The sequence below is a fragment of the Streptomyces lincolnensis genome (genome assembly GCF_001685355.1).
Lineage (GTDB): Bacteria > Actinomycetota > Actinomycetes > Streptomycetales > Streptomycetaceae > Streptomyces > Streptomyces lincolnensis.
Genome location: NZ_CP016438.1, coordinates 8,942,370 through 8,961,831, shown reverse-complemented (window position 1 = coordinate 8,961,831; position 19,462 = coordinate 8,942,370). Strand labels below are relative to the sequence as shown.

The following is a 19,462-nucleotide window of genomic DNA, read 5'->3' as shown; positions in this document are numbered from 1 at the left end:
CGCTACTCTCATGGCGCGGCCCGCGACGGGATGGGGTGGCTCAGGCGTCGACGACCGGAGAGGCCGCCGAGGCACCTCCGGCGAATCGCGGCAGGGCGGCGGCGCCGACCGCGAGCAGGGCCACGATGCCCATCTGCACGTACTCGACGTCGGCGAAGCCGTGCGCGACGTCGTGCGGAGCCAGGGTCAGGTAGAGGGTGCCGAGCGTGGCCACGCCGAGGGCGAGTCCGCTCTGCTGAAGGGTGATCAGGACTCCGCTGCCGATCCCGCCGAGGTGGGCGGGGACATCGGCGAGCACGCTGCGGAACAGACCGGCGAACAGCATCGACTGCCCGGCGCCCACCAGGGCGAGAGGCCCGGCCATGACCCAGAGACCGACATGCGGCCAGTTCGCGACCAGGACCGTCACCAGCAGGGCCAGGCCGACGAGTTGGACGACGGCCCCGGCGGACAGCGCGGCCCTGCCGTATCGCCCGATGACGCGAGGCGCGAGAAGGGAGCCGGCGAAGAACAGCAGGGCCATGGGCAGAATGGCCAGGCCGCCGTGCAGGGCGTCGGCGTGCAGGCCGTTCTGGACGGTGAGGGCGAAGACGAACATGAACGCGCCGAAGCCGACGCTGAAGGCGAACACCATGACGAGGCCACGCGACATCGACGGCAGGCGCAGCACGGACGGCGGCAGCAGCGGCACCTCGCCACGCTGCTCGGCGCGCTTCTCCACGACGTAGGTGACGGCGCCGAGGACGACCGCGGCGGCGAGCGACAGCCAGGTCCACCACGGCCAGCCCAGCGAGTGGCCCTCGGTCAGGGGAACCAGCAGGGCGGTCAGCGTGGCGGCGAACAGTACGGTGCCGGGCAGGTCGATGCCGACCGGATGGTGCGAACGGGTGTCGGGCACGACGCGGGCCGCGACGACCAGCACCAGCACACCTATGGGCACGTTGACCAGGAAGATCGGCCGCCAGGAGGTGCCGGCGATGTCGGCGCTGACCAGTAGCCCGCCCACCAACTGCCCGACCACGGCGGCGATTCCGGAGGTGGCGCCGTACAACGCCACGGCGCGCGCCCTGCGTTCCCCTTCCAGGACGTGATGGAAGGTCGCCAGTACCTGCGGAACGAGCAGGGCTGCGGTGGCGCCCTGGACTATGCGGGCCCCGATCAGCACGCCCACGTCGGAAGCGGCTCCGCAGGCCAGTGAGGCCAGTACGAAGCCCACCAACGCGCCGAGAAAGACGCGACGGCGGCCGTAGCGGTCGCCCAGCCGGCCGCCGAGAACCAGCAACGTCGCGTACGCGACGCCGTACCCGGCGATCACCAGCTCCAGCGACGAGGCCGAGGCATGCAGCGAGGCGTCGATGCTGGGCAGGGCCACGTTGGTGATGAAGAAGTCCATGATCGGCAGGAACGCGCCGGCCAGCAGGATGAACACCCCGGCCGGGTGCAGCCCGCCGGCGCGGGCCGCGGCATGGGGCGAGAGCCTGCTCGCCCTGGCATGCCGGGAGGAAGTGATCGTTGACATGGCAGTCTCCAGAAGACAGAGAGATTATGAGGTCATAACTACATGCTTCATGATGAGTATGAGGTCATAACCACTTTCGGGCAACCCCGTACCCTGGAGTCGTGACGGAGGAGCAGACACACCCAACGGGCCCGATGACCGCGCCGGACGATGAGCAGCGGTGGGCCGAGCTGGCCGACCTCGTCCTGATCATCAGCCGGGAGATCCAGTTCCGCGGCTACACCGACGAGCGGGCCATCCCCCTCTCCCCGTCCGAGGGCATGGTGATGCGCTACCTCCAGCACGAGCCCCCCGCCCCACCCAGCCACATCGCCGCGGCGACCGGACTGCAACGCACCAACCTCTCCACCGTCCTGCGCGGACTGGAGCAGAAGGGCCTCATCGAGCGACGCGCCGACCCGGGCGACCGCCGCGGCGTCACCGTCCACGTCACCGACCACGGACGCGCCAACTACGCCCTCGTCCGCCGGGAATGGGCCGCCGCCGTCTCAGCAGCGGCCAACCACGACGCCACCCGCCTCGACGCCGCCCTCACCCTGCTCGGCGCCATGGAAACCGGCCTGGCCACGTCACGGCCACGGACTCGCGCCACGCATCCGACGACGGAGTCGTGAACTCTGGCGGGGCATCACACTTCGCGGCCGTACTGGCACCCCGCTCTGCTCACGCCCTGCCGAGGAACCCGCCCGGGCACAGGAACTGCCGGACGCGCGCGAAGGGGCAGCGGTTCTGCGATTGGCCCGGCCGAAGGCCGGGTCCACGCAACGATGGCCGGCGCAGAGTCCAGCCGCTCCCAAGCCCCGAGGACAGCCTTGTGGGCGTCCCGGCCGCAGGTGCGCGTAGCTCTCGGTGGTCTGGAGGCCTTCGTGGCCGAGGAGATGCTGGGCCACGTACAGCGGCGCTGGTGGGTGCGGTGGCGATGAAGGCCGGAGAGCTCGCCATCGCAACCCGGCGCAGAAGCCGAGCTGGCTCAAGGAGATCCGGACCGGCCGCCCCTGACTCGACGCCGCCGCACGCCCCATGCCCGCGACTTCGCCAGCATGATGTGCGATCACCACAGCGGCCTCCTGCCCGCCCAGCTGGACCGGGCCCTCGCGCGGACGTTCCCAACGCCGCACCTCTCTGGCCGCTTTGGCCTGCTGTCGGCCAGGGAGCCGATCCCGCCTCGCCTGCCGGCTGACACGGCAGGCGATCACAAGCGCACGTACCGGCACAGTTTCACCTGAGCCGACTACCGCGACCTGCTGTCCGCCGCCCACCGACAACCCGCCGCCCCGATGGTCTTGGTGTGGGACAACCGTGAGACTCATGGGGCACCGACCGGGGTCAGGGTCTGACCCGTGGACAACCGGCCCAACCGTGTCCGGGCCTGGTCCACGAGTTCGTCGGAGCGCTGCGCACCATCCGTTACGCAGGCGGCCCGGGCGCCCTTGACGGAGGTCTGGACTTGCCGGACCTGTCAGCCCGCCGTCGGCACGTCCGGAGCGGCGGCGCCGAAGCTGTAGGCCCCCGACCCGACCTCGAACACGGCGGCCCCGTCCTCCATGCGCAGGAACCGGACACCCTTGGCAGTGTCGGCGCGCCGACCGTTCTCGGTGACCGCCCAGCGGGTCTTCGCCGGCACGTGAACCTCCGCGACGGTGTTGACCGGCACCGTCACCTTCAGGTCGAAAGCGCCGTCGCGGCTGCTCCACTTCGATGACAGGAGGCCGTAGACGGTCTTGAGGCTCCCGGAGCCCTCCGTCAGGTTCCCGCCGGGCACCGGAGCGATCCGGGAGCGCTTGTAGCCGGGCTCGATCGCGGAGAGGCCGCCGAGGTTCTGGAACATCCAGTCGCCCACGGCGCCGTAGGCGTAGTGGTTGAAGGAGTTCATGTCGCCCGGGCCGAAGTCGCCGTTGGGCATGATCGAGTTCCAGCGTTCCCACATGGTGGTGGCACCGTTGGCGACCTCGTAGCCCCAGGACGGGTAGTCCTTGTGCAGCAGCGTCTTGTAGGCCAGGTCGTCCCGGCCGATCCTGCTCAGAGCGGGCAGCAGCAGCGGCGTGCCGATGAAGCCGGTCCGCAGGTGGTGGTCGGTGAGCGCCAGTTTGGCCACGAACTTCTCGCCGGCCTTCTCGACCAGTGCCGGTTCCGTGACCAGGTCCATGCCGAGGGCCATGGCGTACCCGGTCTGCGAGTTCCCCGTGACGGTGCCGTCGGCCGCGACGTAGGCCTTGGTGAAGGCGGTGCGGATATCGGCGGAGAGCTTGCCGTAGTCGGAGGCCGCCGTGTCGTCGCCCAGGGCCTTGGCCACCTCGGCCATCATGCGGGCGTTCTCGGCGTAGTAGGCCGTGCCCAGGATGCCCTGCTCGGTCGGGTCGTCCAGGTGCAGCCAGTCGTTCGTGAAGAAGGTGGTGCGGCCGGGTTCGAGCAGGTCCGGGCCGGCGCTGTCGTGCACGAACTGGAAGAACTTCTGCATGGCGGGGTAGTTCTCCCGTAGGATGCGGGTGTCGTCGTAGGCGCGCCACACCGAGTACGGCACGGTGATCATCACATGGTGACTCCGAATTGAATCGTTTCAATCAGTCAGGTTGCCTGGACGTTACTGACATCTCACGGCCACGTCAAGAGGTGGTGAACGGGCAGACCAGGCCGAGCCGTAGCTGACACCGACCGCTTCCGGCACCGCAGCGTGCTGCGGGCTTCGCGCTCTACAGCTGCGGGAGCACCTCGCCGGCGATGAGTTCCAGGTGGTCGAGGTCATTGAAGTCGATCAGCCGCAGATGGATACGGCCGGCGCCGATCGCGGCGAACTCGCCGATCCGCTCCACGAGTTGGGCCGGGGATCCGACCACCGCATCCTCCGGCGGCAGCGCGCTCTTGACGTGCAGCGGGGCGGCCCGCAGTTGCGCCTCCGTGTCCGTACGGCCGATGGCCGCCACGACACCGGCCGAGAGCACCAGGGGTGGCCGGCCGGCGTCGGTCCGCCCGGTCCGGTCGCACGCCTCGGCAACGCGTCGGTACGCCCGAGCGGTCTCCGCCACCGACTTGAAGGGCATGTTGAACTCGTCGGCGTACCGGGCTGCCAGCTCCGGGGTGCGCTTGGGGCCACGGCCCCCGACGATGATCGGCGGCCCCGGCACCTGCACGGGCTTCGGGAGAGCGGGCGCGTCGACGAGCTGGTAGTGGTCGCCGCGGTAGGTGAAGCTCTCGCCGACCGGTGTCCGCCACAGGCCGGTGATCACCGCCAGCTGCTCCTCCAGCCGATCGAAGCGCTCCGGGGCGGGCGGGAACGGGATGCCGTACGAGGTGTGTTCGCGTTCGTACCAACCCGCGCCGAGGCCCAGCTCGACCCGCCCCCCGCTCATCCGGTCGACCTGCGCCACCATCACGGCGAGCGGTCCCGGCAGCCGGAAGGTGGCCGACGTGACCAGGGTGCCCAGTCGGATCGTGGAGGTCTCCCGGGCGAGCGCGGCGAGCGTCAACCAGGCGTCGGTGGGGCCGGGCAGGCCGGGATCGGCACCCATCGCCTGAAAGTGGTCGGCCCGGAAGAAGCCCTCGAAGCCGCCGGCCTCGACGAGTTGCGCGAAGCGCCGCTGGTCCTCGTAGTCGGCGCCGCGGTGCGGCTCGGTGAAGACGCAGATCCGCAGGCTCATCGCCCCTCCGTTTCGACCGCCCTGGACATGTCCCGTTCCATCAGCAGCTCGTGCAGATCGGCGCTGCACCGGGCCACTTCGCCCAGGTGCTCGGTTCGGCCCAGTGTCCTCGGCCGGGGTATGGCGATGTCGACGATCTTGCGGATCCGGCCCGGGCGCGGGGTGAGCACCACCACCCGGTCGGCGAGCAGCACGGCCTCGTCTATCGAGTGCGTGACAAAGACGACGGTGGACGAGTTCTCTAGGTGGATGCGCTGGAGCTCCACCGCGAGGTCCGCGCGGGTCAGCGCGTCGAGCGCGGAGAACGGCTCGTCCATGAGCAGCACCCGCGGCTCGCCCATCAGTGACCGGCACAGCGCGACACGCTGCTGCATACCGCCGGAGAGTTCGTGCGGCCGGTGTTTCTCGAAGCCGTTCAGTCCGGCCGTCTCCAGCAGCCGGTACGCCCGATCGCGGTGCTTCGCCTTGTTCCAGCCGAAGATCTCCACGGGCAGCAGGACGTTGTCGAGGACGGACCGCCAGGGCAGCAGTGCCGACCGCTGGAACAGCATGGCGACATCCCGCCGGGCTCCGGTGACCCGCTCGCCGCCGATGGTGATCTCGCCCTCGGTGACCGGCAGGAGACCGGCGATCAGCCGGAGCAGCGTGGACTTTCCGCACCCGGACCGGCCCACCACCGCCACGAACTCGCCCTCGGTGATGTGAAGGCCGATGTCCTGGAGCGCCACCGTCGAACCGGACCGGCTGGTGAAGCTCCGGGACACACCGGTGAGTCCGATCATCCGGCGGTCTCCCCATCCCCTGGCAATCGTCATGCCGACCGGGTCGTAACGCCCGATCAGGCTACCCGCAGCAGGCCGATCGGCGGTACCCGTCGTCCTGTCGGCTCATGCCCCCATGCCCCACACCTGGCCCACAACTACCCGTCCCTCGTACGCTGTTGTCCGCACCAAGTGTCATGCCCTCGGCAGCTCCGTGCCGCCGTTCCGTTCCGTCGCGTTCCGTTCCGTCGCGTTCCGTTCCGTTCCGCCTCGTCTGTCTCGACGCCCCTCCGCCGGCGCGTTCGGCGGTCGGAAAGGACACCACTGTGCGCATGATCAGCTTCGCCCGTACGGTCGCCGCGGCGGCCCTGACCACAGCGCTGGCGCTGGTGGCGGGGTGCGGCGGCTCGGATTCCGACACGGATGCCGGTGAGGACGGCAAGGCGCTGAAGAAGGTGACCTACCTGACCTCCTTCGGCAGCTTCGGCCGGGACGCGTACGCCTGGGTCGCGAAGGACAAGGGGTTCTTCGAAGAGGCCGGCTTCGACGTGCGGATCAGGCCGGGCCAGGGCACCGGCGGTGTGATTCCGGCCGTCGTGAGTGGTCAGGCGCAGTTCGGCCCCATCGACCTGACGGGTGGTCTGCTCCACATGGGCAACGGTCAGTCGAAGGACTTCGTCGCGGTGGCCGCCATCCAGCAGCGCACCATGGCCGCGATCGCCACCACCGAGGGCAACGGCATCGCCACGCCGAAGGACCTTGAGGGCAAACGGCTCGCCGACACCCCCGGCTCTGTCGTGCGCAACCTCTTCCCTACGTACGCCCGGCTGGCCGGTGTGGACGCCGACAAGGTGACCTGGGTCAACGGCGAGGCACAGACCCTGATGGGCACGCTGGCCGGCGGCTCGGTGGACGGCATCGGCCAGTTCGTGGTGGGCAAGCCGACCGTCGAGGCGGTGACGAAGAAGAAGGCCGTGCTGCTGCCGTACAGCGACGTGATCCCCGACCTGTACGGAAACGTGCTGATCACGTCGACGAAGATCGCCGAGCAGGATCCGGAGATGGTGCGGCGGTTCACCGCCGCGCTGCTCAAGGGCCTGGAGTACAGCCTCGCCCACTCGAAGGAAGCCTCCGAGATCCTGAAGCGGAACGTGGACACCACGAACCCGACCGCTGCGGCAGCCGAGTTGGAGTCGATGGCCGCGTACGTCGCACCGAAGGACGGTTCCGGTACGGCGATCGGAACGCTGGACTCCGGGCGGGTGGCGAAGAGCATCAAGATTCTGGAGGAGGCGGGCACGCTGCCGAAAGGGATGACCCCTGAGCAGATCATCGACTTCGACCTGGTGCCGAAGGCCTGACCGCGCCACGCTGGAGAGGAGCCACCCTGGACAAGGATGGGATGACCGAACTGCCGAGGCCGCACCAGTCCCCCACGACGGGCCCGGAGCCGGTGCCCGTGCCCGTGCCACGAGTCGGTCCACGTCGCGGGACGGGCGTCGGCGTCGTGCTGCTGCCCATGGCCGGGCTGCTGGTCGCGCTCGGCGTGTGGTGGCTTCTCACGTCAGTGCTGGAGGTGATCCACCCGGCAGTACTGCCTCCCCCGGGTGCTGTGCTCTCGGCGTTCACCGCGGCCCCGGCCCGGTTCCTGGAACACACCGGTGACACCACGGTGGAGACGGTTGTCGGGTTCGTTCTCTCCAGCGTCTGCGGAGTTCTGATCGGACTGTCCCTGGCCGCCTCGCGCGTATTGGAGCGCATGTTCACACCGCTGCTGGTCGCCGTCAACGCGGTTCCGAAGATCGCGCTGGGGCCACTGCTGGTCGGGGCGCTCGGTTGGGGGCAGAAGCCGGTCCTGACCATGGTCTTCCTGCTCTGCTTCTTCCCGATCGTGCTGTCCACCGCGACCGGCCTCACCTCGACTCCGGCGGACCTGGCCGAGTTGGTGCGCTCGCTGGATGCCTCTCGCTGGCAGGCATTCCGGAAGGTACGGCTACCCGCCGCGCTTCCGCAGATCTTCGTCGGGTTGAAGGTGGCCATGCCTCTCGCCGCGATCGGTGCGGTCATCGGCGAGTTCCAGGCCGGTGAGGCCGGGTTGGGTTATCTGATCGTGCAAGCCGGCGGGGTGGGCGACACCGCCACCGCCTGGGCCGCGATCATCCTGATCGGATTGATGAGCATCCTTCTCTACTTTGCTCTGGTGGTGCTGGAACGGTTCGCGCTGCCCTGGGTCAGGGACACCACCTGGCGCGGATAACGTAGGGGCTCCCCCGCCTGCGGGGGCGAGCACCGAACGGTGCCCGCCCCTGGGCCTGTCGCCGCGGGTCAGACCGTGGTGGTTTGCCGTTCGGGGACAGGAGCCCGCAGACGGCCGGTGCTGTGCAAGCCGTACAGCGCGGCGGCGCAGGCCAGACCGAGCGCGGTCAGGGAGATCCACGGCAGTGCCGGCATCCCCGCGGTGCGGGCCGCGTCAAGTGCGGCGCCGGTGAGTAGGTTTCCGAGCGTGATGCCGATGCCGCAGATGGTGTTGTACAGACCGTAGTGGGTGGCGACGAGCCGGTCACCGGCCAGGCGGACGATCGTGTCCATCTCGAAGGGATAGGCGATCATCGTGCCCACGGCCAACAGCAGCGCGGCGAGCGTCGGTGGCAGCGCCGCGAGCAGCCAGAGTCCCACGCCCGGCTCGGGTACGGGCATCGCCGTCGCGAGCAGCAGCGGCACGAACGCCAGGCCCATGACCGCCAGGCCCCGGACGATTGCCTGACCTGGCTCGTAGCGGGCCTTGCACCAGGCGGTCACCCTGGTCTGGCCCAGGATCGTGCTCAGTCCGGAGACCGCGAACAGCATCGCCACCGCGGCCGTACCGAACTCGCCGTCGCCGCCGAGCCGGCGCACCTCCAGAGGCAGCGACAGATAGACCTGGAAGGTCAGGACGTACGAGCCGATCATGGCCGCGGAGAAGAGCAGGAACGGCCGGTTGGCCAGGATGCCGCGCCACTGCGCCAGCACCGACTCCCGGCCCTCGCCGCGCTGCCCCTCGCCGTCCTCCTTCCGCCTGGCGGGCAGCGCACGGATCTGTACGACGGACAGCAGCGCGAAGATTCCGGCGGCCCCCAGGCAGGTGATGCGGAAGTCCACCCCGGTCAGCACCATCCCGGCCAGGGGGCCGAGCAGGATCCCCGCCTGGTAGAAGACGTTGAACAGCGCGAACGCTTCGACCCTGCGCTCCCCCGCGTCCGCGGCGAGATAGGCCCGGACCGCCGGGTTGAACAGCGCCCCGGCCAGCCCGGTCGCCGCAGAGGCGGCGATCAGCGCGGCCAGTGAGTCGACCAGGCCGAGCGTCGCGAAGCCGACCGTACGCAACACGCATCCAGCCACGATCATCGGCTTGTAGCCGAGCCGGTCGGCGAGCGTGCCGCCGACCAGGAACATGCCCTGCTGGCTGAAGTTGCGTACGCCCAGCACGAGCCCGACGACCCAGCCGGCCAGACCGAGGGTGCCCGAAAGATGGGCGGCCAGGTACGGCATCAGCATGTAGAAGCCGAGATTGATGGTGAACTGATTCACCATCAACAGCTGGACGCTTCGGTCGTAGGAGCGGACCTGCGTGAGTGTCGCCTTCACAGCGCCCCGCCTTCGGCACCGGCCGTCTCGGCCGGCGCGGAGAGCGGGTCGCCGACCGTCGCGCAGCGGGTCCAGCGGGTGACCTCCTTTTCGTCGGGGCGTCCGATGACCTCCGGTTCGGGCGCCGGGGGCGCCTCCAACAGCCCGTGCTCCGCGCAGTACTGGTCGTCGTAGACGGTCTCCAGATATCGCTGGGGTCCGTCCGGGAAGATCGCCGCGATGCGGGTGCTCGGCGGTTCCGTACGGGCGAGCCAGCCGGCCACGAGCGCGACCGCTCCGACACTCCAGCCGCCGGTGGCGTAGTGCGAGGTGGCCAGCTGTCGGCAGGCCCAGACGGATTCGGCGGGCGCCACCCAGTGCACCTCACTGAAGTTGTCGTACGCGACGTTGCGCGGGTAGATGCTGGAGCCGAGGCCGCGCATGAGGCGGGGCCGGGCGGGCTGGCCGAAGATGGTCGAGCCGATGGTGTCCACGCCTACCAGCCGCATCCCGGGGTAGAGCTGGCGCAGGACGCGCGAGATGCCCGCGGAGTGCCCGCCGGTGCCGACGCTGCACACCAGCATGTCGATGTGCCCCATCTGCGAGGCGAGTTCGAGGGCGAGCGGGGTGTAGGCGGTGACGTTGTCGGGGTTGTTGTACTGGTCCGGGCACCAGGCTCCGGGCTGCTGTGCCAGCAGTTCGGCGACGCGGTCGCGACGGGCCTGCTGCCAGCCACCGGTGGGATGCGGTGCGCGGACCATGTCGACGGTGGCGCCGTAGGCGGTGAGCAGGCGGGTCATGGACCCTTCCAGGCCCGGGTCGGTGACGAGGGTGACGGGATGTCCGTAGACCATCCCGGCCAGGGCGAGGCCGAGGCCGAGGGTGCCGCTGGTCGACTCGATGATCGGGCGTCCCGGTCGCAAGTCCCCCCGGCTCCGCGCCCGTTCGACCATGTGCAGTCCGGGGCGGTCCTTGATTCCGCCGGGGTTGAATCCCTCCAGCTTGGCCCAGAAGCCTCGGTCGGCCGGGGTGAAGGGCTGGGCGACCTGCAGTACGGGGGTGTTGCCGACCAGCCCTTGGAGGGTGGAGCCGGCGGGTATGGAATCACTCGTGGTCAGAGAGTGCATCTCTGTTCGCTCTCATTCGGTGTGGACGCGTGCGGATGTTCATCTCGCGCACCGTCAAAGGGCGCGGTGCGCGGCAGGTCGACGGAGCCGACCGCCGGGGCGGCGTCTATATGCGCCACCGGCAGATGGCGATGAGAGCGGGCCGGCCGCCGCTCGGCGGCACTTGTGACGCCCTGGAGGGGACGGACGCGGGGTTGTCCGTCGGGTCCACCGCCGACCCGGTGGTGAGGGCGAGCGGCAGGATGCGGGCAGCAGATGGGGTGGCTGTGGCAGGTCCGGAACCGGACGTATGGCAGTGGTGCGGGAATTCAGTGCCGTCGAGGATGTCCTCCTCGAAGCTCGCCGCCGATGACGGGACGTCGCTCGCGGTGGCGGCTGAGCGACCGTGTGACCCGTGCGACCCGTGCGACCGCTCCGAGGCGTGGAGCAGATCGCCGGTGCACGCCAGCACCAAGAACAGCAGGACGTAGAGCGTGGTGCGGACGAATCCGCACTGTGGGAGCGAACCCGCCTTCGTGGCAGGAGCATGAGAGGTGGCAGGGCAAAGCGGCACAAGTCCTCCGCGCGGCAGCCGCCCCCGCCGGAAGACTCACGGCACGGGACAGCGATCAGTGGGGGGGGTGGAGATCCGTCGACCACCCCGCGCCGCACTGTGGGCTGTACGCAGGAGGTCAGACGCCGATGAACCGACTGACCGGAGAGTGGGCACGACTGCGACTTCGGGCCGAGTCGGTGCGATTCCCGGGCCGTATCGACCGGTTCGTGAGAGCGCTGACCTAGATGCGAAGAACCGCGGTTTCCGCCGCATGGTGCGCCAGCGGCACCGCGAAGTCCCGTGCGGCGGAGGGACGGGCGTGCACGGGGACGGCCATGCTGTCGTCGGTGGCCGTACTCAGCAGCCAAAGGCTGGGCATTCCCACGCCAGGACCCTGCGAAGGCTGCCCCAGTGCGCATTCCCCTGAGGTGAGGTGCTCCCCGTGGCCAGGGTGATGGCCTTCCGAAGAGTCGCTCGCCGACAGGGCTTGCGTGACGCTTGCAACCCTCTCGGGTTCGGCAGTTGGCTCGATCAGCACGTCCGACACCGGGACGGCTTTCCCCGAAGTGACGTGACTCACCGTCGCATCGGGGCTGACCGCATGCGCATACAGCAGGCCGAAGAGGAGCAGGGCCATTCCCAGCACGCGCCACAGAGCCGCTGATGAGCGGCTCCGCTGCACGCGAGAGGGAGACCAGGCCGTAATCACGGCGTGATCCTAACCTGATCCAGAAGGCCCCGGCTCTTCGACCGACGGGAACACTGCGTGAACAAGCCACGGGCGCGCAGACCCGCCGCCGACCGGACCAACTGCCGGGAATCGCTGGGTCACTTCACTGATTGCAAACAGCTCACCCGACCCGTGAACAGCGGGCGATCCGCGAGGCGGGCGGGCCGCGAACGCACGGGACAGGTCCGGCATCTCCCCTCCGCCCCGAAAGCCTGACCGACATGGCCGCCTACTATGACCTTGCGTATTCGGCGGCGAAAAGGAGTCGGGGGCATGCGGCGGCTGGGGGATCTCGAGGCGGAGATCATGGATCGTCTGTGGACGTGGAACCGTCCGGCGACGGTGCGTGAGGTCGTCGACGACATAAACGAGACCCGACCTGTCGCCTACACCACGGTGATGACCGTCACCAACATCCTGTACACGAAGGGATGGCTGCTGCGCGGAAAGCAGGGCCGCGCCTGGCTCTACACCCCCGTCCGCAGCCGCGAGGCGTACGCCGCCGCCCTCATGGAGGACGGCCTCGGGGAAAGTAAGGACCGTTCGTCCGCGCTCGTCCACTTCGTGGAGAACATGTCCGAGGAAGAGGTCGCCGCCCTGCGCAAGGCCCTGCGGAGCGTGGGACGACAGGCCAAGTCGTGAACGCGGCCCCCGTCCTCATCGGCTACACGGCAGCGGTGGGATTCGTCGCGCCTCACGTCATGCTGCGCAGCCGCTGGCCGCACCGGGCTCCCGCCCTTGCGGCGGCGGTGTGGCACACCCTGGCGGTGTCGTTCTCGATCGGAGCCGCGCTCGCCGCGTACAACCTGGCCATGCCGGCCGAGCACCTGCACGCGGGCCTCGTGGGTCTGCTGCACTCCTGCGGCCTGGGCACGGGCGCGGGTCACCCCGACCCGCACACGGCGGACAGGCTCGCTCTCGGCGTGCCCGCCGTCATCGCGGTCGCCCTGCTCGCCGGCTTCTCCTTCCACGTCGTACGAGCCCGGCGGGCCCGGGAGCGGCACCGGAAGGCCGTGGACCTCGTGGGCCGCCACTCGGCCCGGCTGTGCGCCACTGTCATGCCGTACGCCGTACCCGCGGTGTACTGCCTGCCCGGCCGCCGCCCCCGGATCGTGATCAGTGACGGCGCCGTGGACCACCTGACACCGGAACAGCTGGACGCTGTACTGGAACACGAGCAGGCACACATCGCGGGGCGTCACCACTTGGTTCTGGCTGCCGTGGAGGCGTTCCACTCGGTGTTCCGGTGGCTGCCGCTGGCCCGGCATGCCCGGGAGCAGACGGCACTGCTGCTGGAGATGGTCGCGGACGATCGCGCACTGCGCAGCCAGTCCCGCGAGGTGCTGGCCACGGCCATGTACGAGATGGCGGCGGCCCGGGCACCCAGGGGCGCGCTCGCGGCGGGCGGGCACACGGTCCTGATCCGGATGAAGCGGGTTCTCGGCCCGTGCACGGCGCCGCATCCCGCCCTCCGGGGCAGTGTCGCCGCCGTGGCCGCGGCCGTACCGCTGCTGCCGCTGCTGTTCGCCTGCCCGCCCGCTCTCGGCTGACCCGATCACCTGTGAGACCGGGGTGCCGCTACTTGCGAGACCGGTGTGCTGCGGACTTGCTTGCGATACGAACTACTAATCTACTAAGTTCAAAAGTGTTTGGATCGCTGACGCCTGGTCACACCGGGGCGTCGACTCGACGGCCGGAGCCCGTCGCTCGGTCCACAGACGCGCAGAGGAGCCACTCCACGATGGGAACGCACCGACGGCCGAAGCCGCCCAGCCGTGCCCTGACAGCCACCCTCGGCATGGCCGCCGGCGCCGTCAGCCTCCTGCCGACGCAGAGCCAGGCCGCCCCCAAGCCCACGGTGGACGAGGTGCGCAAGCAGGTGGAGAAGCTCTACGAGGAGGCCGAGGCTCCCACCGAGGAGTACAACGAGGTCCGCGAGGAGGAGAAGAAGCTCCAGGGCGAGGTGGACAGCGCACAGGACCGGCTGGCCGGCAAGCAGCAGGAGATCAACGAACTGCGCGGCAAGACAGGCCCGTTGGCGGCGGCGCAGTACCGCAGCGGCGCCATCGACCCGAGCGTGCAGCTCTTCCTGTCCGGCGACCCGGACGACTACCTCGACAAGGCCGAGATGCTCGGCCGTACGAGCGACCGGCAGGCCGACGCCCTGCGGGCGCTGGAGCGCAAGCAGCGCGAGCTCACGCAGGAGCGTGCGACCGCCACCCAGCGGCTGAAGGCCCTCGCGGAGGCGCGCACCAAGGCCGGCGAGAAGAAGGACGAGGTCCAGGGCAAGCTCAGACAGGCCCGCACGCTCCTCAACAGCCTCACCGCCGAACAGCGCGCCAGGATGGAGGCCGCCCAGGAGCGCGCGGACGCCGCCTCGGGCAGCAGCGACGCACCGGCCGACTACAACGGCCCGGCCGGCGGCCGCAGCAGGACCGCCGTCGAGTTCGCGTACGCCCAGCTCGGCAAGCCCTACGAGTGGGGTTCGACCGGCCCCAACTCCTACGACTGCTCAGGACTTGTGGGCGCGGCCTGGCGATCGGCGGGCGTCTCGCTCCCCCGCACCGTCAAGCAGATGTACGACGCCGGCCGCACGGTGGCCAGGTCGGACCTGCAACCCGGCGACATCATCTACTGGTACAACGACAACCAGCACAACGGCATGTACGTCGGAAACGGCAAGGCCATCCACGCGCCGCGCACCGGAAAGAACATCGAGATCGTCCCCCTCGACAGCATGCCGTTCTTCGCCGCGAGCAGGCCCTGAGCGCCAACGCCCGTACCACTCAGGGGAATTGTCGTGGCTCCACACCCGGCCGGCCGCACCGTGTTCGCCGCGCAGGGGACCGCACTCGCGGCTCTCGCCCCCGCCCTCGCCGCCTGCGGAAGCGGGGCCCCCGATACGGGAGCCGCCGCCTCGGAGTCGTCGACGGCGCTGTCCCGTGTACACGGCCTGGGCGTCGATCCGGCCGACGTTGGAAGCCTTCGACCTCGCGGTGAGTCCTCACGGCGACGGACTCGCGCCGCTCGCGTCGTGACACGGCCGACGGTCGAGGGACCAACGGACGCTGCCCGAAGGGCAGTTGCCGGACAACCGGACAGCCGGACATTCAGGCGAAGACTCAGCCCCTGATGGGGCGGCACCAACTTCGCGGTATCGCTGCGCAGACCTTGGCGGTGCGGGGGTGCGGGGGTGCAGGGGGAACTGCCTGCTCAGGCCGGGATACGGGATTCGAGGAAGGCCCTGAGGGCCGGAGCGAGTGCGTGCCCGAGTTCCTCAGCAGTCTCCACCGTGTCGAACGGGGCCGCGGGCGCGAGTTCGCCCTGGGGCAGGGCCTGGACGGCGAGCGCGGCGAGTTCGCCGGGATGGCGCGCGTCGGCGCCCGGCACTATCAAGGTCGGGACGGTGATGGCCTTCAGGTCGTCAACGGTGCGGAACGCCCGGTCACGACCGATGGCGCAGGCGGCCACGATGCTCGCGGGATCGGCGCGGGGAATGGCCTCGCGTACGAGGTTCCCGATGACGGGGGCCAGGGAGGGCAGTAGATCACTCCACGCGGCGCCGAGCCCACTGGATCGCACGCGGGCGGCGAACCGCTCCAGCATCTCGGCCTCGGCCTGCTTGCCCGCGTCGTCCTCGATGTCCTCCAGGCTGATCACCAGTGCCGCCTGCACCCGCTCGGAGTGGGCCGCGGCGGCGCGCAGTGCGATGGTGCCGCCCATCCCGGTACCGCCGACCGCGGCGCCTGCCAGTCCGAGATGATCCATCAGCGCAACGACATCGTCTGCGTATCGGGACCACGTGTGGAGGGCCGGATCAGCACAGACCGACCGGCCGTATCCCCGTACGTCCGGCAGCACGACCCGATAACGGTCGGCCAGCAGACCCGCCAGGGACACGAGGCTGCGGTGATCCGGACCGCCGCCGTGCAGCAGGAACACCGTTGGGCCCGCTCCGATACTCACCGCATACAGGGGGCATCCATCGCTGCCCCGATGGGTGATGTCCGTCATGTCGTCTCCCCGCAGCCCAGGACGGTGTCGTCCGAACAGGCCACCGACCATACCCGGTGGGGGTACTTCACGGGGGCGGACTCGGGAACAGCCCGACGCAACAGGGCCCGTATCCGGGTCAGTTGACAGCAAGCCCGGCGGCCTGATCTCCCGGCTCGGGGTCCGCTGTCGCGGTCGTCGTCATCGCGGCTTCGTTGCCGCTGTCGTTCGGCATCGGCGTGCTCAGCGCGCGCCATCGGGGGCGAGCACATGCCGGAGGGCTGAAGGGACGCCTCGCCCTCCGGCATGAGTACGGTCAGGCCTGGTACGCCACGTTAGCCATCATCCCGGCCTCACCGTGGTACGCGTTGTGACAGTCCTTGCGTGGCCCGGGGCGCCGAGTTGGTACGTGTGGCCATGCAGGTGCATCGGGGTGCCACATGTCGGTATCGTTGAAGAAGTCGAGCCGTACGCGCTGGCCTTCCTCGATGAGGATCGGGCCCGCCTCGGGGTCCTTCATGTCGAACGGCGTGCCTGATGGCCCAGTTGTAGGCCGCCTGCGTTCTTGCCCTCCGCAAGGGCAACGCGCGGGAAGACTCCGTCGCCATGGGTGACGAGGACGTCATAACGCTCGCCCATGCCCACCAACAGGGCGTCCACCTCCTGCTGCTGTACCGGGAAGCCGTCGGTGTGGGTGATGGTCAGCTTGTGGCCGCCGAGGGCGACGCGGTAGGCGGTGCCCCCGCTGGCGTTGATGATCCGGAGCCGTACCTTCTTGCCGGGCTCGGGGTACTTCACGTCGCCGGCGTCACCGCCGAGCAGGTCGCTCTCGGCGCCCATGAGCATGCTCGGCGAAGACCTCGTCGGGGGTGCCGGTGACGCCGTCGATCCAGTCGTCGAGGAGGACGACCCACTCGTCGTCGTACGCGACGGTCTCCTCGGGGTCCTCGACGATCAGCGGGGCGTACAGGCCGCGGTCGAGCTGGACGCCGACGTGCGGGTGGAAGAAGTACGTGCCCGGGGCGTCGGCGATGAAGCGGTAGGTGAAGGTGGAGCCGACCCGGACGGCGGTCCGGGTGGCAGGCGGCACACCGTCCATGTCGTTGCGCAGCGCGATGCCATGCCAGTGGATCGACGTGGTGGTCTTGTTCGGCAACTGGTTCGACAGCTCGGCGACCAGGGTGTCACCGACCGAGAACCGGACCTCCCTGCCGGGGGTGCGGCCGTCGAAGGCCCAGGTCTTGGGCATGATGCCGCCGCCCAGGTCGATCACGGCGGGAGCGGCGGTTGACGCTGCTCATCGTCTGGGTGTCCTCTGTGTCGCAACTGCCGATGTGGTCACGGAGGGACGGCACATCGCGCGCCGTCCGGCGCTGCCTGTATGCGCAGTTGAGACAGGACGGACAGGTCGGGCGGGGAGCGGCCGACCGTAGCGCCGGGCGCGCGGCCGGCCACGGCCTGCCGCAGGTCCGCCGACGGGTCGAACGCGCTCCGGCCGGGCGCGACGAGCTGTACGGAGTCGATGCTCGCCGTGGTGCAGTGCTGCATGCCCGGCATGGCGCAGCCACCGGCGTCGGCGCTGTGGACGAGTACGGCCAGCGCGACTCACAGGGTGAGGAACACCCCGTACGCCCAGCGGACGGCTGTGCCGCCGCTGCGAGCTGTCCGATTCTCATGAGCTCCACTCGTCCTCTCGTTCGAGGGATGCCGCCCCCTGGGCCGCGACGGCCCACCGCATGAGACCTTCCGGGCCGACGGCGACAATCCGCTCGGCCAGTACGCGCCGCTCACCTGAACGCTCCCCAACCCCACGACGTACTAAGGGCACTAGCAGTTGAAGCGAACGCCGCGCCTCCCCAGGCACCCCGCACGGGGAGGCGGAGTCGGCAGCGCAGGCCCGCCCAGTTCGGACGATCGGGATGGTGAACATGGCAGTTACGGCGCTCAGTTGGGCCATCGCGCTGGTCGCCGCCCTGGTGGCCGCCGTCAGTGCGGTCCGGGTGGTGACCACACGCGGTGAGGCCCGATTCGCGGCGGGCGGCGACCTGTTGATGGGCCTGTCCATGGCCGCCATGGCGCTGCCCGCGACGGTCGGCTGGTACGCGGGCCTCGGCATGTGGTGGGCGGTGGCGTTCGGCGTCCTGGGGCTCGGGGGCGTGGCGGTGGCGGTCAGGCACACGTGCGAGGGCGGGTGGAAACGCGGCCGCCACTGGGTCCACCTCATCGTCGGCAGCGCGGGCATGGTGATCATGACGCTGGCCATGACGAGCACGTCGTCCGGACCGGTCCTCGCGCTGGGCGGCGGACATTCCATGGCACACATGCCGGGGATGGAGAGCACGGCGAGTACGGCGGACTCTCACCACATGGGCGGCGTGGACATGCACGGCGCGGGTGGCACGCACGGGATGGACATGCAGGGCACGGCGCACAGCGCGGCCGGTACCACTGCCTCTGCGGGGTCCGGCTCCGTGTGGCGGTTCGTGATCGTGGCGCTCGCCGTCTACTTCCTGCTGTCCATCGGGGCATCCGCGTGGGCGAGGGCACGGGGAGTCGGCAGGGGCGGCCGCAGCGCCGGCTCCGGATTCGGCCTGGGGCGCTGGCTGCTCGCCATGCCGGACACGGTGTTCGTCTTCCTGGCGTCCTTGACGGTCTCGGTGTGGGACAGGAGCAGGACGACGGAGCGGCGCGGGCACGGCCGACGCCGCAAGCTCGGGGCGGCGCCGGATGCGGCCCTCGCGGCGCACATCGGCATGGGCGGGACCATGTCCGCGATGCTGCTGATGATGGCCGCGTGACCGTCGGGTCCGACTGAGCAGCATGGCGGCCGCGCACCGGGCGGGGAGCAGGTGCTTCGCATGCGGCATCCGGAACGGAGCCCCTGGGCGCAGGTGACCCACGTGCCCGGACGGGCTCGGAGTGCTCTCGGTCGCACCCGTGGCCCGCACGGGCGCTCAGCAGCAGGCGGACCCCTCGTAGACAGACCCATGTGAGCGGCACCACAGGCCCACCACCAAATACCCCTAGGGGGTATAGTGTTGGCATCTGGCGAGAGGCCTGAGGCACCACCTCTCCCGGATGACGACCCATGCACCCACGTTCGGAGGAAGAAGCGATGACCACCGAGACGAACTCCTGCTGCGGCTCCGGCTCCTGCGGCACCGACACCACGGTCGACGTCCAGGGCGTCGGCGTCACCGCCGTCTACAAGGTGTCCGGCATGACCTGCGGTCACTGCGAGGGCGCGGTCTCGCAGGAGATATCCGCGCTGGACGGCGTCACCGCGGTCACGGCCGTCGCCAAGACCGGCGAGGTGACCGTCACGTCCGCCGCCCCGCTCGACGAGGAGGCCGTCCGCGCCGCCGTCGACGAGGCCGGCTACGAGCTCGCCGGCCGGGCCTGACCACCTCGCCGAGGATCCCGGCCCAGCAACGCGCATCCCTCCCCGCGCCGGGACGTATCGCTCCGCTGATACGGACGCCGTACATCCCGGCCTCCCGCGCCCGCCCAGGAGGTCGAGCTCTCCGTCGGTGGCATGACCTGGCGGGACCCTGCTGGT

The 19,462-nt window shown here is 70.0% G+C and carries 17 protein-coding genes and 1 pseudogene; 8 read left to right on the top strand and 10 right to left on the bottom strand.

Annotated elements, in window-relative coordinates; translation table 11 throughout:
- Nucleotides 1-40: 40 nt before the first annotated feature.
- Nucleotides 41-1,519 (bottom strand): MFS transporter, encoded by a 1,479-nt coding sequence (locus SLINC_RS39555; protein ID WP_067443239.1) that lies wholly within the window; start codon nucleotides 1,517-1,519, stop codon nucleotides 41-43.
- Nucleotides 1,520-1,620: 101 nt separating this feature from the next.
- Here SLINC_RS39555 and SLINC_RS39550 point away from each other — a divergent pair, with 101 nt between their 5' ends.
- Complete coding sequence (locus SLINC_RS39550; protein ID WP_225988447.1) at nucleotides 1,621-2,133, top strand: MarR family winged helix-turn-helix transcriptional regulator; 513 nt, start codon at nucleotides 1,621-1,623, stop codon at nucleotides 2,131-2,133.
- Nucleotides 2,134-2,978: 845 nt separating this feature from the next.
- Here the strand turns inward: SLINC_RS39550 and SLINC_RS39540 are convergent.
- The 3 genes from SLINC_RS39540 to SLINC_RS39530 form a co-directional block, all read right to left on the bottom strand.
- Nucleotides 2,979-4,049 carry an alpha-L-rhamnosidase-related protein gene (locus SLINC_RS39540; RefSeq protein WP_067443236.1) on the bottom strand — a complete coding sequence of 357 codons (1,071 nt, stop codon included), beginning with the start codon at nucleotides 4,047-4,049 and terminating at the stop codon, nucleotides 2,979-2,981.
- Nucleotides 4,050-4,209: 160 nt separating this feature from the next.
- On the bottom strand, nucleotides 4,210-5,154 hold the full coding sequence (locus SLINC_RS39535) for an LLM class F420-dependent oxidoreductase (RefSeq protein ID WP_211292768.1): 945 nt from the start codon (nucleotides 5,152-5,154) through the stop codon (nucleotides 4,210-4,212).
- Nucleotides 5,151-5,936 (bottom strand): ABC transporter ATP-binding protein, encoded by a 786-nt coding sequence (locus tag SLINC_RS39530; RefSeq protein ID WP_067443235.1) that lies wholly within the window; start codon nucleotides 5,934-5,936, stop codon nucleotides 5,151-5,153. The genes SLINC_RS39535 and SLINC_RS39530 overlap by 4 nt, the downstream gene beginning before the upstream one ends.
- 311 nt (nucleotides 5,937-6,247) lie before the next feature.
- Here SLINC_RS39530 and SLINC_RS39525 point away from each other — a divergent pair, with 311 nt between their 5' ends.
- A complete protein-coding gene (locus SLINC_RS39525) occupies nucleotides 6,248-7,276 on the top strand; it encodes an ABC transporter substrate-binding protein (protein WP_067446219.1) in 1,029 nt (342 codons plus the stop codon).
- Nucleotides 7,277-7,422: 146 nt separating this feature from the next.
- Nucleotides 7,423-8,172 carry an ABC transporter permease gene (locus SLINC_RS39520; protein ID WP_237282010.1) on the top strand — a complete coding sequence of 250 codons (750 nt, stop codon included), beginning with the start codon at nucleotides 7,423-7,425 and terminating at the stop codon, nucleotides 8,170-8,172.
- A 68-nt stretch (nucleotides 8,173-8,240) separates the two neighbouring features.
- Here the strand turns inward: SLINC_RS39520 and SLINC_RS39515 are convergent, their stop codons facing one another.
- The 3 genes from SLINC_RS39515 to SLINC_RS39500 form a co-directional block, all read right to left on the bottom strand.
- The gene (locus SLINC_RS39515; protein ID WP_067443234.1) at nucleotides 8,241-9,539 is read right to left on the bottom strand and encodes an MFS transporter; all 1,299 of its coding nucleotides are present in this window, start codon (nucleotides 9,537-9,539) and stop codon (nucleotides 8,241-8,243) included.
- Nucleotides 9,536-10,645 carry a PLP-dependent cysteine synthase family protein gene (locus SLINC_RS39510; protein WP_067443233.1) on the bottom strand — a complete coding sequence of 370 codons (1,110 nt, stop codon included), beginning with the start codon at nucleotides 10,643-10,645 and terminating at the stop codon, nucleotides 9,536-9,538. The genes SLINC_RS39515 and SLINC_RS39510 overlap by 4 nt, the downstream gene beginning before the upstream one ends.
- Before the next feature lie 776 nt (nucleotides 10,646-11,421).
- Nucleotides 11,422-11,817 carry a hypothetical protein gene (locus SLINC_RS39500; protein ID WP_067443231.1) on the bottom strand — a complete coding sequence of 132 codons (396 nt, stop codon included), beginning with the start codon at nucleotides 11,815-11,817 and terminating at the stop codon, nucleotides 11,422-11,424.
- A gap of 366 nt (nucleotides 11,818-12,183) precedes the next feature.
- On the opposite strand from SLINC_RS39500, the gene SLINC_RS39495 reads away from it, so the two are divergent.
- The 3 genes from SLINC_RS39495 (at nucleotide 12,184) to SLINC_RS39485 (ending at nucleotide 14,677) form a co-directional block, all read left to right on the top strand.
- Nucleotides 12,184-12,552: a BlaI/MecI/CopY family transcriptional regulator gene (locus SLINC_RS39495; protein WP_067443230.1), complete on the top strand. Its 369-nt coding sequence runs from the start codon at nucleotides 12,184-12,186 to the stop codon at nucleotides 12,550-12,552.
- Complete coding sequence (locus SLINC_RS39490) at nucleotides 12,549-13,460, top strand: M56 family metallopeptidase (RefSeq protein WP_067443229.1); 912 nt, start codon at nucleotides 12,549-12,551, stop codon at nucleotides 13,458-13,460. Before SLINC_RS39495 ends, SLINC_RS39490 begins: the two co-directional genes overlap by 4 nt.
- Before the next feature lie 191 nt (nucleotides 13,461-13,651).
- Nucleotides 13,652-14,677, top strand: coding sequence for a C40 family peptidase (locus SLINC_RS39485; protein WP_067443228.1), 1,026 nt, complete (start codon nucleotides 13,652-13,654; stop codon nucleotides 14,675-14,677).
- Nucleotides 14,678-15,123: 446 nt separating this feature from the next.
- On the opposite strand, the gene SLINC_RS39480 is transcribed toward SLINC_RS39485, so the two are convergent.
- The 3 genes and pseudogenes from SLINC_RS39480 to SLINC_RS39465 form a co-directional block, all read right to left on the bottom strand.
- On the bottom strand, nucleotides 15,124-15,876 hold the full coding sequence (locus SLINC_RS39480) for an alpha/beta fold hydrolase (protein WP_225988446.1): 753 nt from the start codon (nucleotides 15,874-15,876) through the stop codon (nucleotides 15,124-15,126).
- 343 nt (nucleotides 15,877-16,219) lie between these two features.
- Nucleotides 16,220-17,191, bottom strand: a pseudogene (locus SLINC_RS46670) (multicopper oxidase family protein); the annotation flags it as partial.
- A 50-nt stretch (nucleotides 17,192-17,241) separates the two neighbouring features.
- Nucleotides 17,242-17,451 carry a hypothetical protein gene (locus SLINC_RS39465; protein WP_225988445.1) on the bottom strand — a complete coding sequence of 70 codons (210 nt, stop codon included), beginning with the start codon at nucleotides 17,449-17,451 and terminating at the stop codon, nucleotides 17,242-17,244.
- A 380-nt stretch (nucleotides 17,452-17,831) separates the two neighbouring features.
- On the opposite strand from SLINC_RS39465, the gene SLINC_RS39460 reads away from it, so the two are divergent.
- Both SLINC_RS39460 and SLINC_RS39455 read left to right on the top strand, forming a co-directional pair.
- Entirely contained in the window at nucleotides 17,832-18,701 is an 870-nt protein-coding gene (locus SLINC_RS39460) for a DUF5134 domain-containing protein (RefSeq protein ID WP_079165228.1), read from the top strand.
- Nucleotides 18,702-19,018: 317 nt separating this feature from the next.
- Nucleotides 19,019-19,306: a heavy-metal-associated domain-containing protein gene (locus SLINC_RS39455; protein WP_182449256.1), complete on the top strand. Its 288-nt coding sequence runs from the start codon at nucleotides 19,019-19,021 to the stop codon at nucleotides 19,304-19,306.
- Nucleotides 19,307-19,462 lie beyond the last annotated feature (156 nt).